This is a genomic window from Belliella pelovolcani (assembly GCF_900156785.1).
Taxonomy (GTDB): Bacteria; Bacteroidota; Bacteroidia; order Cytophagales; family Cyclobacteriaceae; genus Belliella; species Belliella pelovolcani.
This window is the reverse complement of the sequence record NZ_FTOP01000017.1, coordinates 60636-76620: the sequence shown is the minus strand read 5'-3', so window position 1 is coordinate 76620 and position 15985 is coordinate 60636. Positions and strand designations below refer to the sequence as shown.

Below are 15985 nucleotides of genomic sequence, written 5' to 3'. Positions count from 1 at the left end.
ACATTGTTTACTAGGTCTAAACCTGCATCAATGTCTGCCTGAGTTGCTTCATATGTTACTGTGAAGTCTCTTGACTCTCCGATACCGAAGCTCTCGCCTCCATCTGCTGTCAATACTACCTCTACTCCGTTTGGAAGTACATCCGTTACAACTACTCCTGTCAAGGTTACATTGCCTTCGTTGGTTACTGTAACTGTATAAGTCAAAGTCTGTGGTGCAGATATATTTGCAAGATCTACTACCTTCTCTATGCTTACTGCTGGAGCTTGTGTAATCGTGGTTGTTGCATCGTCACTGTCTGATGCGCCTTCTGCACTTGCTACACTTACATTGTTTACTAGGTCTAAACCTGCATCAATGTCTGCTTGTGTTGCTTCATATGTTACTGTGAAGTCTCTTGACTCTCCGATACCGAAGCTCTCGCCTCCTTCTGCTGTCAATACTACCTCTACTCCGTTTGGAAGTACATCCGTTACAACTACTCCTGTCAAGGTTACATTGCCTTCGTTGGTTACTGTAACTGTATAAGTCAAAGTCTGTGGCGCTGAAATGCTTCCTAGATCTACTACCTTCTCTATGCTTACTGCTGGAGCTTGTGTGATCGTGGTTGTCACACTCGCCTCTTCCTCTCCTGTAAAATCAGTATTTACAAATGCCGTATTTACGATAGCAGTACCTGCATCGATCATATCTTGATCTACAGCATAAGAAGCATTGTAAACCCAAGTTTCGTCGGTATCTAAATTTCCATCTCCATTTGTATCACCTGAAGCAAGTACCAATGGAGTAGCCTCGTTAGTCAACGGATCTGTTACTACTACACCTGTCAGTGGTGTATTACCTGGATTAGTTACTCTAATGGTGTAGTTCAAAGTTGTTGGTGCATCGATTACATCGAAATCAACCTCTTTCGTGATTGCTACCCTACAATCATTGATCGTCAAAGTCACTGGTGTTCTTTTTAAAGAAGCACAACCTTTTTCTGAAACTGCCTCAACATAAAAAGTAGCTGTTCCAATTGAACTTAAAGTTGGTATAACTTCAGATCCGCCAGTGGCAGTAGCATACCATCTGTAAGTAATACCTGAAACTGTTTCGATTGCATCATTTGCATCTAAAGTCTGGATTGGATCCAATGCACAAACAGTGATATTTCCAGTAGATTCTGGGACATTAGGTGCAGCATTCACTGTGATTGAAACAGGAACTCTAGCGCTTTCACATTCTCCTTCTATAATTTGGCTTACCCATACTGTATAAACACCTGGATCGGCAGTATCTGTATCAACTGAAGGAATTGCTTCCAAAGGCAACTCGGAAGTTTCCGATGCATAGTAAATCAACGCATAACCTGGATCCTGAGTCACAGCATAGCCCTGTGGACCTGAACCTACACAATACTCAGTATTTTCAACTTGAGTTACTATTTGAGCTGTTTCTGGGAATACTACCTCAAGGATTTTAATATCCTCTTGACATTCTATCAAAATATCAGAATCAATAACTCGGAGTGCTACATTAAATCTATCATTTGTAGGAAAAGTAAATTGAGTATTTACTCCAGTTGCTTGAACATTGAAGTTTTCACCATCATAATTAAAATCCCATTCATATTGCAGGTTGTCATTTCCATTAGGATCTGTAGAAGTTGATCCGTCAAAATTTACTACCAAATCACAAGTAGGCTCAGAAAAAGTAAAATCTGCAACTGGAGAGGCTAGAAAATTAAGCTCAACATCTGAAAAAACAGTAACAGATTGATTAAAACAGTCAGTCCCTTCTGGTCCTAATGGGATTGTAATAGTTAATCGGAAAATATAAGTACCAGGAGTTATTGCAGTAACATTTGTACTTTGCTGATTAGGAGCATCAAAAGATGCAGTACTCGGACCAGATTGTTGTGTCCAAGAATAAGAAGTTGGTGTTACCCCTGCTGGAAGACCAGTAATAATAGCATCTAAGAGGGTTGAGCCCGCACAAACTTCGTTACCCTCTAGCCCAATCGTAGCTACTTCAACATTGATTCTAGGAGTTCCGCCTTGTTGAATTAAGTCAGCAAAAATTAAACAAACATTTCCTCCACCATTACAAGCTGCATATTGAACAGTACCAATTACAACTCTTCTATTGTTGGAACACGTTGAAGTAGTAGAACCAAGAGCCCCTGTAGTAGTCCCAATATTAGTCGTATTCTCTATAATTATAGATGTATTTTGAGGCAAAATTAAATCAACATTATTAGAAGACCACAATATCCTACCACCATCCTTAATGATAAGAGTATTTATATGATTAGGGACAGTTATTGTTGAATTCATCGTGATTACAACCCCAGCTGGGATTATTACAGTCCCATCACAAGTCCCTTGATTCGCATTTAGAAAATTTACGAATTCTGTCTGATTCATATTGTTAGGCACAATACACTCTGCTTGTGCATTTACAAATGATGATAAGAATATCATCATTACCAACCCTCCTTTGAAAAGGTTGATAGCATTAAAAATACCAAAATCAGATTCAAGAACTCTATTTTGTTTACGACTTCGAGCACTCAAATTCGATTTCAATATCTCTATTAAAGGAAGTAAAATCCCCAGATATAGATTTTTCATATTAGTCTTCATAACCTAATAGATTAAGATACCTGACCCGTCAAGGCCATGGTTTGTGAATAAACATTTGTGATGATTGGAAGCTGGGTGCTGGGTGATTCCTTCAAAAATTCCCCTGATGCTTCTGAATGAAAATTTAAAATCCTGTCTCCAAAATTGACCGGAATTACCTCGAAGAACTTTCCCGCGTCCTTCTGCATCTGCGCATAACAGTAATACTGTAAATCTTTTCCCATAACCTGTTTCTTTAAAAGCTTCACTTTCAATTCGATGACTCCCTTTTTTGAGTAATTGATTTATCAAGAATCAATCGAACATATTTATTTGCTGTAAAAATACACAAATTTGTATTTCATAAACAAGTTTTTTCAAAAAAAATATTCAACATAATACATTTTTATTGCTATGAAATACATTTTTATTTTTATGCAAAAAATATAAATGCTTGATTTTTAGTGTTTTATAAATTTTAACACTTCAAAATGTATTTGAAAAAATTTTTGAAAAACATTTAAAATAAATTTCTACTTCACTGAAATATAATTGATTATGGATTTTTCAGTAGATTAAAAACACCTTGGTAAAATCATTAATCATAAAAAAAGTATGACCTTTTTGAGCCATACCTTGTATTCTGATCTTAAGGGAAACTTTTAAATCTTAATAAAATCTAATTTTTATTTTACCTTGATTAATCTAAACCGAAACAGATCTTCATCTAAATCGGGATTGTTAGGATGGTCTGTAGAAAACCAAATTCCCTCCTCGGTCTCAAAAATGTAATTGGCATTGGTGGCGCTTTCGGGAAGTACGATTTCTCCTACCTTTTGGAAATCTTCATTCAGAAATACCAAAGCCCACTTGGAGGCTAAAAATGTACCTTGACGATCTAACCCATCATCAGGAGATTCCTCAAACCTGACCACACGCATATATAAATTGTGTAATGGCAAATAATCTATTCGTAAATAGGAATCAGTATAATTCAAGATGCGCATGATTTCGTTCATATCCTCAAACATATCCTTTGACGAGGTGGGAGGGTCTGCGGGGAATTGAGAAAAAGAAGCTGTGTAGCTTTGCTGCACGCCATCTTTGATTACAAAGATATCTCGAAAATTATGATTGACGATCAATTCTCCATCTTTCCCCAAAGTGACTCCTGACATGATCATTTTATTCAGATTTGTTCCCAAAAACTCCCGATCAAACATACTTGCAAATTCATAAGTATCATCTTGCAAGTTATAAGCAATCACATTGGGCAAAGCTGCCAATTCATCTACAGACAGAGATGTCCATTGAAAAGTCATGGGAATACTTGGGATATAGAGTACATCATTGACCTTTTCAAAGGCAAAACCCAAAGGGGAAATGTTCTTTTCAAAAATCTCAGCTGTTTTCAGGGTATATTGCGACAAGACCTCCCCTGATGCATTCATGTTAAAAAACCTATCTCCTGGTGCATAAAGCCAGATCTCTCCATCATCTGTGACTTTGATATCAGCAACATTTCCACCCATGCCATTTGGCCCCTCTCTATCAAACTTGGTTTCAAAAAGCAATTCCGAGGTCTTTTTATCGAATGCGGCCAGGGAATTTTTGCCATAACTGTAAAAATAGATCTTGTCTCTAGTGTTTACAAAGATGTGATTAAAATGACCCCAGCCCTCAGGCATGGCAAAAGTCTTGATTTCATCAATAATCTCTAACTGTATTTCGCTGGCTACTTCTTCCTGGTTTTTAGCTGTATTACAAGCTATTAGGAGACAAAGGCTAATAAAAGTAAATATGCTTCTGATCATGGTCTGGATTTTTGATGACTATATATTTCAGAAATATACTAAAAAATATTTTTAAAACTAAAAACCCTCTACTTAGCCTTTGATTTCAATTTGATCTTGTGAATTACCAGCTTCTATCTCTTCCACCAATTCTGAATACCAATCCTCTCCAAACTTCCTAATCAAGGCGTCTTTCAAAAATTTATAAACCGGCACCCCTAATTTGGTTCCTAATACACAAGCAGCACTACAGATGTCCCATCGGTCATAATTCAATGCTTCAAATCCATCATACTTTTTGACCCTGATGGGATAAAGGTGACATGAAATGGGTTTCTTGTAGGCGATCTTCCCATCTAGATAAGCTTGCTCAATCCCACATTTCAGAATACCTTTTTCATCATATAAGGCATAAGCACATTCTCTATTCTCTCCGATAGTGGGGGTTCCCTTATCCCCTTCCTTGTCAATCACCCATGTACCCTGCGCTGCAATGGCATCTCGTCCCTCCTGGGTAATGTAGTCCTTGACAATAGGATATATTTCTTCAATGATTTTGGTCTCTTCATCTTCCAGCGGTGCACCTGCATCACCCTCCACACAGCAAGCCCCCTTGCATTTTTCCAAATCACACACAAAAAACTGGTCTTTGATGTCATCAGAGATGACTGCATTGCCTACTAGAATCATTTTTTCTCAAACTTTAAAAGCAAAGCTACAAAAATGGAATTCTTTTCTTAGAAAAAATGCATCAATAAAACTCGGACTCAGGGTCCAAGTTTTATAATCAATTGATTGCATTAATAAAGTTTGGATCCACCTCGTCTTCATCTTTTGAACATCCAAGTATGAAAGTCATTAAAAGCAATGCGGAGAAAATTAATTTGATTGTAGTTTTCATAAAGTATTTATTTATGAAAGCATTTACGACAAAAAGGATATAATTAGATCAAAAAAAGAACCGCCCCAATTTCTCGGAGCGGTTCAACCCAGCACTATGAAGAAAAGCTATTTAAAGCCTTACTAACATCATAAACAGTACTGATTAGAGAATGTTTGAAAGTTTGAAAAAAAAATTACTTTTTTTCTTAGAATCTAAATTCGTAACCTGCTGTGATGAATCTAGGTATACCTACCCTGATTCCTTGAGGTCTTCTTGTAGCTATGTACCTTTCATCCGTTAAGTTTTTGATAGCAACATTGAATCTTGAATTCCATTTTTTTACATCATAGCTGACCATGGCATCCAAAACAGTATAACTATCTATTTTTCCGATTCTTCCATCAACAGAAGGAGCGACCGTATTCAATTCATCACCAAACTGATCACCGACATAGTTTAAAGTCAATCGAGCTCCAAAGCCAGACTCAGTTTCCAAAGTCAAAGCTGAATTGATAAACCAGTTTGGGGCATAGGGTGTTCTGTTGCCATTGATATTTACATCATCGATGAATCTATCAGCCGAATATGTAGAAAGTGCATAAGTGGCATTGATGTCATAGTTCAATCTCGTTTTGGTCAGGCCAAAGAGATTACTCAAATCAAAAACCATAGCTGATTCCACACCTCTATGTAAGGTAGCCCCTGCATTGACTACTCCGAAACCAAGTCCACCAGCAGATTCTGCTACAGGAATGATCTGATTGCTAAAGTCCATGTAGAATCCGGTCATTTCCATGAAAATCCAATTGCTGATCTCTGTTCTAAAGCCCAATTCATAATTCCAGCTTTCTTCCGCATCAAGGTCTAACACATCTCCCATTGCTGTAATGGCATCCTTGGTTCTTGGAGGTGCATATCCTTTGTGCACACCACCAAAGAAATTCACTTTTTGAGTCGGTCTATAGTTGAAGCCCATTCCTGGGATGATTTCTTGAATCACATTACCTGCGATCAAGACAGTATCTCTTATGCCTACACCTGAAAAATTTCTTCTCCTAATATCTCTTTCGTAGTTGAAGTTTTCATATCTCACCCCAAGGTTGAAGTCAACTTTTTCAGAAAGTGCAATTTTATTTTGTGCGTATGCTGCAAAGGCATTTCCTGTTCTTACCTCATCCTCTACCAAGTTACCACTCTTCACACCTGCTTTGGTCCCATTGACACGCTGCTCGTTTGCTTGTTCCCATAGCAACCTCGTACCCACTGTCAACTCATTCTTCAAATTGAAGAGCTTGTGATCTACTTCCAGCCTTGGCTCAATACCTCCTACGGCAAACTGTCTATTTCTATTTCCTGTGCCATTTCTCATGAAGATAGCTCCACCTGGAATATCCCTATCCCCCCAAACTACACCCGTCCAATTGGATGGAGGTGTGTTGCTTTCGTTGATGGCAAAATCTTGTCTGTTCCAATTTCTAGTCGTGGTGTAAGCATAAGCTATGGTATTCAACCTTACATTGCTATTGAATCTGTATTTATGACTGAAGCTGATCGAATATCTCGATACATCAAGCTGATCATCTGGCGCCAATCTGGTAAAGTCTTGACCACCTTGATCGAACATAACCTGATTGATACCAATGTATGTGGAATTAGACACTTCATTGTAAAGGCCTAGTTTTAGCCCTAATTCAGATTTTTCGTTGATATTGAAAAGGAACTTGGTATTGAAGTCAGTAATATCAAATTTTGTAGGTCCCACGTTATCTGCCCTCTTTTTCAAAAGATTAACCTGCATTCCTGTGTTGCCAAAGGTGTTGCCATAGTTTACCAAACCAGAGAAAAAGCCTCCTTGTCCACCTTGAATTCTAACTGATCCTTCTTGTTCCTGTGGAGGATTTGGAGAGATATAGTTGACGACCCCACCGATGGTCTGAGGACCATAGAGGATTTGTCCAGAACCTTTCAGTATTTCTACTCCCGCCATTCTATCGATTGCCGGAGTATAATACATCTCTGGTTCGCCATAGGGAGAAAGCGCTACAGGCACTCCATCTTCCAAAACCAAAACTGATCTACTTCTATCAGGGTCAAGACCTCTGATACCGATATTGACACGCATACCTATACCTTCCTCATCTACTACATGTACACCTGGGGATCTTCTGAGTACTTCATTACCACTGATAGGAGAGATGGTATTCAACTCTCTTTGATCAATATAAGTAACTGATCCAGGCACTTTAGAGAATACCCTATCTTTATCTGCTATTACGGTGATTTGAGGCATTTCCACACCTGTTTCTTCAAATACTAAGTCTAGCTCACTGATTTGGCCTCCTCTTACAGTGACTTCACGGAAAAAAGTTTTGTATCCCACAGCTGATACCTTTATCGTATACGTACCATCCTCCAAGTCATAAATTTGGAAAGTACCATCTAGGTTAGTAAATGTTCCTTTCACAGTACCTACTACTAGGATATTTGCATAAGGGATGGTTTCTCCATCCTTAGATTTGATCTTACCTGAAATGACTACTGTTTTTTCATCTTTATCATTGATCAGTAATTCATTAGAAAATGCTGCGGTTGTAAACGCAAGCATCAAGAGGGTGATAATTACCTTGATTTTCATACTTTGGCGTAAAGCTTATCTATTCTTATTTAGATTTAATTCAATTAACGACGCAAATGTAAATGCTATTTAAACTTAATCCAAATAAGACTTAAAAGATTGCCATAATTATTTTTTATGGAAGAAGGTTTGTTATAGAAAAAATCAAATCCATAAACTAAACCAAATTCGTCGCCTAGGTTTAATTCTGATTAATCTGAGAGATACTTTGAATCACATCTGAATAATTTGCGTTTATTTGCATTGTGCAAGCTGGCTTGTCGCCGTCCCGCTTCTTGGCGGGAGGGAGGAAAGTCCGGGCAACATAGAGCGCCATACTTCCTAACGGGAAGGGATCAAGTTGGTGACGGCTTGGTTACAGAAAGTGCCACAGAAAATATACCGCCCCGATCAGATCGGGGTAAGGGTGAAATGGTGGGGTAAGAGCCCACCGCTCTGGTGGTGACACCAGGGGCAGGGTAAACCTTATGGGTTGAAAAACCAAATAGGTCCCGCACCGAATTCAATTTCGGAAAAGGCGGCTCGTCTTTCTGCGGGATGGGTAGGTTGATGGATCCTTGTTGTGAAGCAAGGGCTAGATAAATGACAGGCACTCTTTTTGTCAGACAAAAAGAGTACAGAACCCGGCTTATAGGCTTGCACACTTTTTATTTAAATAAACCAAAAACTGAAATATGCCAAAGATTCTAATAATCGATGATGAAAAAGTCATCAGAGCAACTTTGAAAGAAATTCTGGAATACGAAAAATACGAAATCTCAGAGGCACAGGATGGTGAAGAAGGTTTGAAGAAAATACAGGAAGAAGATTTTGACCTGGTACTTTGTGATATCAAAATGCCTAAAATGGATGGCATAGAAGTATTAGATAAGGTAGCTACTTTAGACAAGCAACCTCAATTCATCATGATTTCAGCGCATGGGTCCATTGAGACAGCTGTAGAAGCTACCAAAAAAGGGGCGTTCGATTTTGTACCCAAACCACCTGATCTAAACAGACTTTTATTGACTGTTCGCAATGCTTTAGATAAGAAAAGCTTGGTCACAGAAACCAAAGTTTTGAAGAAAAAGCTATCCAAAAAACTGGATATGGTAGGTGAGTCTGCTACGATTCAGCAAGTGAAAGAAACCATAGAAAAAGTAGCGCCTACCGATGCACGTGTGCTGATCACAGGACAAAATGGTACTGGCAAGGAACTGGTAGCACATTGGCTTCATCAGAAAAGTAACCGTGCTTCAGCTCCTTTTATAGCTGTCAACTGTGCTGCCATACCCGCAGAATTGATAGAATCCGAACTATTTGGCCACGAAAAGGGCGCTTTCACTTCCGCCGTCAAACAAAGACAAGGGAAATTTGAACAAGCGAATGGAGGAACATTGTTTCTTGATGAAATCGGTGACATGAGCCTATCTGCTCAAGCGAAAGTACTGAGAGCACTTCAGGAACATAAGATCACTCGCGTGGGTGGAGATAAAGATATCAAAGTAGATGTAAGGATACTGGCTGCTACCAATAAGGATTTGAAAAAAGAAATCGAGGAAGGCAATTTCAGAGAAGATCTTTACCACAGATTGAGTGTGATCTTGATTCAGGTACCTGCACTAAAGGATCGCAAGGAAGACATTCCAATGCTGGTAGACAAATTTTTGGGAGACATATCAGGTGAATATGGGACTGCCAAAAAAGCAATAGACAAAAAAGCTATTTCTAAGCTTCAAGAATTCCCGTGGACAGGTAATATTAGGGAGCTAAGAAATGTAGTAGAACGCTTGGTGATCCTTGGTGGGCAAGTGATCAGCGAAGATGATGTGAAAAAATATGCTGACTATTGATAGTCAGCATATTTTTTATCCCTTGATTTCTTTTGCGTCCAAAGCTTTGGCATAAGCTGGACATGGTCTGCTAGAAGCACAAGAAGCTAAAGCCAAAAGTCCAACTGCTAATACTGCGATCATTAACCTTTTCATAGATTTACTTTTTATAACTGTTTCAAATATGTCTATTTCTCTGAGGAATACAAAATTAATTCAGCATTAAGTTGCAACCTCTCACTTCACTGTTGTCAAACCGGCCTAGAACTTCCAACTCACCATTTTCATCAATTTTGCCTAAGTCCTGTGTCTCAATGAATGCACAAGAATGAAAATTTGCCAAATCAATCACATTGATACCGCCTTGGGATTTTGGCGATATGGTATATGGGTCATTTACATCTCTGATCAAGACTTTCATCGTAGGTGGCAAGGTGTATTTACCGAGGCCCTTGGAGTAAGCTTGTGACATCAACTCGGTCATTCCGTACTCAGAATGAATCACATCCACATGAAATGCAGGTCTAAGAATCGCATGCACTTCTTCCCTGATCATCTCTTTTCTCCTACCCTTCATACCACCAGTTTCCATGACGATCAGATTGTCCATTTTCGGAAATCCCAATCCTCCCTCAGCCAAGTCCAACAAAGCAAAAGTCACACCTAACAGTAAAACCTTTCTATTACTCTCCTTTAATAGATGTAGCTTTTGCAACAATTCATCATGATTATACAGGTAAGTGCCCGAGTGTTCAGACTCAGATTTTTCTATAAAATACTGCGCCATACTCACCAGCGAGCTTCCTGGCCGCTCCATGTATGCCGGCAATAGTGCCAACACATGAAATTCAGAAATCTTGCCATACTCCAGTTCAAAAAGATTCAAGGCATGTTGCAGATAAAAATCCTCAGACCAAATATAGTGTCTACTCGTGATCGCTCCGGTGGTACCACTGGACGAGTAAAACTTATCGTATTGGTCTGGATTTCCACAGGTCACTTGTTGATCTTTGAAAAATCTAATAGGTAAAAAAGGAATGGCTTCTACAGACCGAATCTTAAAAGGATCAACCTTCCGGAGAGCAAGGTATTTGCTATATATTTGATTATATTGAGCCTGATAATGAAAAAGTTCTAGGGCTTTTTGATCAAAATCATCGAGTCGGAGATTTATGATATCTTCTGAAAAACTTTTGAAATAATTCATCGTTTTATAATTTGTCATTTCAAAATTAAGCAATTTTACAAGAGTAGAATCCCTAATCAATAAATCCTAAGCATGGACAGCATCAAACACCTGATTTACACCTTACTTTTTGCAGTCATGACGGTGGCATGTATCACTCCACCGGACAACTTTCCATCTGTTCCAGAAATAGTCTTTGAAAAATTAGAATTTGTCAATACTTCAGGTGCAGATTCTTTGATGGTGACCATTGGGTTCAGAGATGCAGAAGGTGATATTGGACTCAATCCGACCGATATCAATCCTCCCTTCAACGCCATCAATTTTATCAGAGACGCGGGAGGGAGTGTGATCACCTACAGCCAAAGACCTCCAGGAGCCCCTAATTACAACCCGCTAGACTGGGCAATCAACCCAACTATCAACAATCAAGTATTTAGAGATACTGTTTGGGTAGAACAAAACCCTGATCACAATAATATTTTTGTCAAATTCTTTATCAAACGAAATGGCGTCTTTCAAGAGTTCAGGTGGGAAGATCCTCCATTTTTCACAACTTTCAATGGTCGTTTTCCAAGAATTCTCCCAGACAATAGGACACAAGCTGTAGAAGGTAGTATCCGCTACAATATGCTTTCTTTTGGTTGGGAGTCAATTTTCAGAAATGACACCTTGAGAATTGATGTACAAATTCAAGACAGACAATTGAACAAGAGTAACGTGGTCTCTAGCCCTGAACTGACCCTCAATCAAATCACGAGGAGGTAACATTAAAATAGATTTCACTAAAGTTTGGCTAAATATGCCAAACTTTTCTTTTTTAGGCGGTTTTGGCAAGAAAAATGTTGAATTGATTAAAATTATCGATCTTAAGTATATTCTTATCGTATTTACTCAAAATTGCATATTTATTCTTTTACTAAACATCGTACACTATGAAAAAATCACTTTATCTAACACTCTTGATAGCTCTGATAGGTTTTACAGAATCTTACGCTCAAGGCTTGAACTTTGGAATCAAAGGTGGCGCTAACTTCGCCAATTTTGCTGGGAATGTTGAGGATTTCAATCAGGAAAGCATTACTTCCTATCATGCAGGTGCATTTGTTGAGCTTGGGATTAGTTCTAATTTCTCCATACAACCAGAATTGCTTTACTCGACAGTTGGGTCGAATCTAACTTTTGCAGGAGCACAGGAAGATTTCAAAAATGAATTGGGTTACCTATCAATCCCTGTATTGGCAAGAATCTACTTGATCCCTAACAGGCTAAGCTTGGATTTAGGACCGCAAGTATCTTTCTTGATGAGTGAATCTCAAAATGTGGATGTCTCTGATTCAAATACTTTTGACTTTGCATTAGCAGGTGGTGCTACACTACATTTATTAGGGCCACTTTTCGTACAAGGAAGGTATAATCTGGGTCTTACCGATGTAAAGCCTGACGCCGAGGTTACCAATAGAGTGGTACAACTCTCAGTGGGATTAAGGTTCTAATAATTTAAATTAAAAATATTTCAGAAAGTCCCTTTTGGGACTTTCTGCATTTAGAGAAAATCGAAATCAACGAAATCATTTCGGGGATAAAGGAGTTATATTAGTACATCTTGTTTTTAATCTTACCTTATTTATACTTTATGAAATGCTCATCAAAAACAAGTTTCTATCCGAATAGTAATTATTTTGAGCATTCCATCTGAACCCTTAAAACAAACCACAAACAGATGAAAGCATCAGATCTTTTTGTTAAAGCATTGGAAAACGAAGGAGTGGAATACATTTTCGCCGTACCAGGCGAGGAAAACTTAGACCTCCTTCAATCTCTCAAGAATTCTAAAATCAAACTTATCCTTACCAGGCATGAGCAAGGAGCGGGCTTCATGGCAGCTACCTATGGTAGATTGACCGGCAAGCCAGGTGTCTGTATGGCCACCTTAGGTCCAGGAGCGACGAATCTGGTCACACCAGCTGCTTATGCGCAGCTTGGCGGTATGCCAATCATGATGATCACAGGGCAGAAACCCATCAAAAAGAGCAAACAAGCAAGATTTCAAATCATCGATGTGGTGGACATGATGCGTCCCATCACCAAATACACCAAACAAATCGTCAATAGCAACAACATCGCTTCCCAAATCCGTGAGGCCTTCAGGATAGCACAAGAGGAAAAACCTGGAGCAGTGCATCTAGAGTTCCCAGAAGATATCGCGCAGGAAGATTGTGAGGATACGGTCTTCCAAGTCACAGGACATATCATCCCCAAACCTGATGATCAAGCAATCACTGATGCAGTCAAAATGATTGAAGCTGCTAAGATGCCTTTGCTTTTGATAGGAGCAGGTGCAAATAGGAAAATTACCTGTGAGGCGCTCAAAGCTTTTGTAGATCATACAGGGATTTATTTTTTCACTACCCAAATGGGTAAAGGCGTCATCGATGAAAGGCATCCCCAATACCTTGGTACAGCAGCCTTATCTAGCAATGACTTCCTTCATGCTGCCATAGAAGAAGCCGACCTGATCATCAATGTAGGTCATGATGTGATCGAAAAACCACCCTTCTTTATGAAGCAAGGTGGTAAAAAAGTAATCCATGTCAACTTTGATCCCGCAGAAGTTGATCCAGTCTATTTTCCGCAACTCAATGTAGTGGGAGATATTACCAATGCGGTCAAAAAACTGACAGCAGAATTATCACCTCAAACTCACTGGAACTTTGAGTTATATGAAAAAGTAAAGAAAGAAGTTGCAGGGCATCTGAGCAAGTATTTTGAGGATACGCGCTTCCCCATGCTTCCACAGCGATTGGTCAACCTGCTGAGAAAAAAGCTTGACTCCAAGGATGTCATCACCTTAGACAATGGAGTGTACAAACTTTGGTTTGCAAGAAACTACACCTGCCATCAACCTAACACACTTCTGCTCGACAATGCACTGGCAAGTATGGGTGCAGGCCTTCCTTCTGCCATGGCTGTGAATATGCTACTTCCTGACCGAAAAGTAGTTTCTGTCTGTGGAGATGGAGGATTTATGATGAACTCTCAAGAAATAGAAACAGCTGTGAGGTTGAAACTCAACTTAACTGTCATCATTCTCAATGATGAAGCCTATGGCATGATCAAGTGGAAACAGGAGGATATGGGCTTTGCTGATTTTGGCTTGGACTATAAAAATCCAGACTTTGTCAAATATGCAGAAAGCTATGGGGCAAAGGGCTACAGGCCAGACAGCGATCAAGAATTCCAGCAGATCTTGGATCAATGTTTGGCTTCTGATGGAGTCAAACTGATCGACCTTCCTGTTGATTATTCACTCAACCACCCTATTTTGAATGTAATGTTGAAAGAAAAAGCACAAAAACTATGAGCAATCAGAAACTAAAAATATTCAACCCATACAACCAAAGCCTCATCAAAGAAATCCCAATGCTGGGGAAAGATGCAGTACAAACGGCACTAGAAAAAGCTCAAGAACTTTTTTTGGACAGAGCTCAGTGGATTCCTTCCCACAAAAAAATTGAAATCTTGGAAAAAGTTCAGGAAATCATGAAGGGTAAAATCGAAGAACTCACCAAGACAGCAGCTGAAGAAGGCGGAAAGCCCTATCAAGACTCCAAAGTAGAGGTACTCCGTGCCATCAATGGGGTGAAAATAGCCGCAGAAGAAATTGGCAAACTCAACGGTGAGCAAATTCCCATGGGACTAACCCAAGCTTCTGTGAATAGAATCGCATTCACTACTCGAGAACCCATCGGCGTGGTTGCCTCCATTTCAGCATTCAACCACCCGCTTAATTTAATCATCCATCAGACAGTCACTGCATTTGCAGCAGGCTGTCCAGTCATCGTCAAGCCAGCTTCTACCACGCCCCTAAGCTGTATGGCCTTTATGGATATTTTACAAGAAGCTGGTGTGCCAGAGGGCTGGGTACAATGCTTGATCATTGACAATGAAGCTGCTGAAAAATTGGTAACAGACAAACGTGTCAATTACCTTTCTTTCATCGGATCGGCCAAGATTGGTTGGTACCTCAAATCAAAGCTGGCTCCAGGAACTCGCTGTGCTCTGGAGCATGGCGGTGCTGCACCTGTCATCGTGGAGCCCGATGCAAATATCAATGACATGATTCCTGCATTAGCCAAAGGTGGATTTTATCATGCTGGTCAGGTATGTGTATCTGTGCAGAAGGTGTTCGTGCACGATTCAATAGCCAGGGAGGTGGCTGAAAAAATTGCCGAAGCTGGCAATAAGATGGTCGTAGGTGACCCCTTGGATGAAAAGACTGAAGTTGGGCCATTGATTTTACCCAAGGAAGTCGACCGTGTGGAAGAGTGGGTCAATGAAGCCAAAACCAAAGGTGGTAAAATCCTAAGTGGAGGTAAGCGCATCTCAGACACCTGCTATGCTCCCACCGTAATCTTCAACCCTCCACAAGATGTAAAAGTGTCCAAAGAAGAGATTTTTGGGCCAGTGGTTTGCGTTTACAGCTACAATGACCGATTAGAAGCTATTGAGCAGGCCAATGCATTAGATTACCACTTCCAAGCAGCAGTTTTCACCCAAGATATTGACATCGCATTAGATACTGTTCAGCGACTCAACGCCACTGCTGTTATGGTCAATGACCACACTGCATTTCGTGTTGACTGGATGCCATTTGGGGGAAGGGATGCTTCAGGAGAAGGACTAGGAGGTATCCCCTATTCCATGCATGAAATGACAAGAGAAAAATTGATGGTCATCAAAAGTAAATTACTATGATCACAGTAGAACATCAACAATCAGAAAGTAAGGGGCAATTTGTATTACTAGATATCGACAAGCAAATTGGCATAATGACCTATTCAGTAGCTGGGACAGACAAGATCATCATAGACCATACAGAAGTAGACCCAGCTTACAAAGGACAAGGTTTGGGAGAAAAATTGGTGATGGCAGGGGTGGATTTTGCAAGGGAACAGAAAATCAAAATTCTTCCACTCTGTCCTTATGCGAAAAGTATTTTCGCAAAAAAGGAGGATATTCAGGATGTAAGATTTTAACTTGTCATCATGAAAGTCATCCAAAAGTACTG

The 15985-nt window shown here is 39.6% G+C and carries 12 protein-coding genes and 1 other RNA gene; 7 read left to right on the top strand and 6 right to left on the bottom strand.

The features are described from left to right. The 5 genes from BW935_RS15720 to BW935_RS15700 form a co-directional block, all read right to left on the bottom strand. The coding region (locus tag BW935_RS15720) for a DUF7507 domain-containing protein (RefSeq protein WP_139325564.1) at positions 1–2627 on the bottom strand (2627 nt) is incomplete at its 3' end. An 11-nt stretch (positions 2628–2638) separates the two neighbouring features. Then, on the bottom strand, positions 2639–2851 hold the full coding sequence (locus tag BW935_RS15715) for a hypothetical protein (RefSeq protein WP_076502739.1): 213 nt from the start codon (positions 2849–2851) through the stop codon (positions 2639–2641). Positions 2852–3292: 441 nt separating this feature from the next. Beyond that, entirely contained in the window at positions 3293–4420 is a 1128-nt protein-coding gene (locus BW935_RS15710) for a DUF4221 family protein (protein ID WP_076502738.1), read from the bottom strand. 72 nt (positions 4421–4492) lie between these two features. Next, entirely contained in the window at positions 4493–5089 is a 597-nt protein-coding gene (locus BW935_RS15705) for a DUF3109 family protein (protein ID WP_076502737.1), read from the bottom strand. Between the two features lie 398 nt (positions 5090–5487). Next, a complete protein-coding gene (locus BW935_RS15700; RefSeq protein WP_076502736.1) occupies positions 5488–7917 on the bottom strand; it encodes a TonB-dependent receptor in 2430 nt (809 codons plus the stop codon). Positions 7918–8161: 244 nt separating this feature from the next. Here BW935_RS15700 and rnpB point away from each other — a divergent pair. Together rnpB and BW935_RS15690 are read left to right on the top strand one after the other, a co-directional pair. Beyond that, positions 8162–8564: RNase P RNA component class A (gene rnpB, locus BW935_RS15695), an RNA gene on the top strand. A gap of 27 nt (positions 8565–8591) precedes the next feature. Further along, positions 8592–9749: a sigma-54-dependent transcriptional regulator gene (locus BW935_RS15690; protein ID WP_076502735.1), complete on the top strand. Its 1158-nt coding sequence runs from the start codon at positions 8592–8594 to the stop codon at positions 9747–9749. 190 nt (positions 9750–9939) lie between these two features. Here BW935_RS15690 and BW935_RS15685 read toward each other — a convergent pair whose 3' ends face one another. Next, a complete protein-coding gene (locus BW935_RS15685) occupies positions 9940–10935 on the bottom strand; it encodes a LuxE/PaaK family acyltransferase (protein WP_076502734.1) in 996 nt (331 codons plus the stop codon). A gap of 72 nt (positions 10936–11007) precedes the next feature. Between BW935_RS15685 and BW935_RS15680 the strand changes: the two genes are divergently transcribed. The 5 genes from BW935_RS15680 to BW935_RS15660 all read left to right on the top strand — a co-directional run bounded on the left by BW935_RS15680 (position 11008) and on the right by BW935_RS15660 (position 15953). Beyond that, the gene (locus BW935_RS15680; protein ID WP_076502733.1) at positions 11008–11682 is read left to right on the top strand and encodes a hypothetical protein; all 675 of its coding nucleotides are present in this window, start codon (positions 11008–11010) and stop codon (positions 11680–11682) included. A gap of 167 nt (positions 11683–11849) precedes the next feature. Further along, positions 11850–12410, top strand: coding sequence for a porin family protein (locus tag BW935_RS15675; protein WP_076502732.1), 561 nt, complete (start codon positions 11850–11852; stop codon positions 12408–12410). Positions 12411–12637: 227 nt separating this feature from the next. Continuing rightward, positions 12638–14278 (top strand): acetolactate synthase large subunit, encoded by a 1641-nt coding sequence (locus BW935_RS15670; protein WP_076502731.1) that lies wholly within the window; start codon positions 12638–12640, stop codon positions 14276–14278. Beyond that, entirely contained in the window at positions 14275–15672 is a 1398-nt protein-coding gene (locus BW935_RS15665) for an aldehyde dehydrogenase family protein (protein ID WP_076502730.1), read from the top strand. Before BW935_RS15670 ends, BW935_RS15665 begins: the two co-directional genes overlap by 4 nt. Then, a complete protein-coding gene (locus tag BW935_RS15660) occupies positions 15669–15953 on the top strand; it encodes a GNAT family N-acetyltransferase (RefSeq protein WP_217695378.1) in 285 nt (94 codons plus the stop codon). Before BW935_RS15665 ends, BW935_RS15660 begins: the two co-directional genes overlap by 4 nt. Positions 15954–15985: the final 32 nt, after the last annotated feature.

Bases quoted from the DNA above. Each gene is read 5' to 3' on its own strand.
- BW935_RS15710 (WP_076502738.1), bottom strand. From the start codon at position 4,420: ATGATCAGAAGCATATTTACTTTTATTAGCCTTTGTCTCCTAATAGCT.
- BW935_RS15685 (WP_076502734.1), bottom strand. From the start codon at position 10,935: ATGAATTATTTCAAAAGTTTTTCAGAAGATATCATAAATCTCCGACTC.
- BW935_RS15705 (WP_076502737.1), bottom strand. From the start codon at position 5,089: ATGATTCTAGTAGGCAATGCAGTCATCTCTGATGACATCAAAGACCAG.
- BW935_RS15690 (WP_076502735.1), top strand. From the start codon at position 8,592: ATGCCAAAGATTCTAATAATCGATGATGAAAAAGTCATCAGAGCAACT.
- BW935_RS15700 (WP_076502736.1), bottom strand. From the start codon at position 7,917: ATGAAAATCAAGGTAATTATCACCCTCTTGATGCTTGCGTTTACAACC.
- BW935_RS15665 (WP_076502730.1), top strand. From the start codon at position 14,275: ATGAGCAATCAGAAACTAAAAATATTCAACCCATACAACCAAAGCCTC.
- BW935_RS15715 (WP_076502739.1), bottom strand. From the start codon at position 2,851: ATGGGAAAAGATTTACAGTATTACTGTTATGCGCAGATGCAGAAGGAC.
- BW935_RS15675 (WP_076502732.1), top strand. From the start codon at position 11,850: ATGAAAAAATCACTTTATCTAACACTCTTGATAGCTCTGATAGGTTTT.
- BW935_RS15660 (WP_217695378.1), top strand. From the start codon at position 15,669: ATGATCACAGTAGAACATCAACAATCAGAAAGTAAGGGGCAATTTGTA.
- BW935_RS15680 (WP_076502733.1), top strand. From the start codon at position 11,008: ATGGACAGCATCAAACACCTGATTTACACCTTACTTTTTGCAGTCATG.
- BW935_RS15670 (WP_076502731.1), top strand. From the start codon at position 12,638: ATGAAAGCATCAGATCTTTTTGTTAAAGCATTGGAAAACGAAGGAGTG.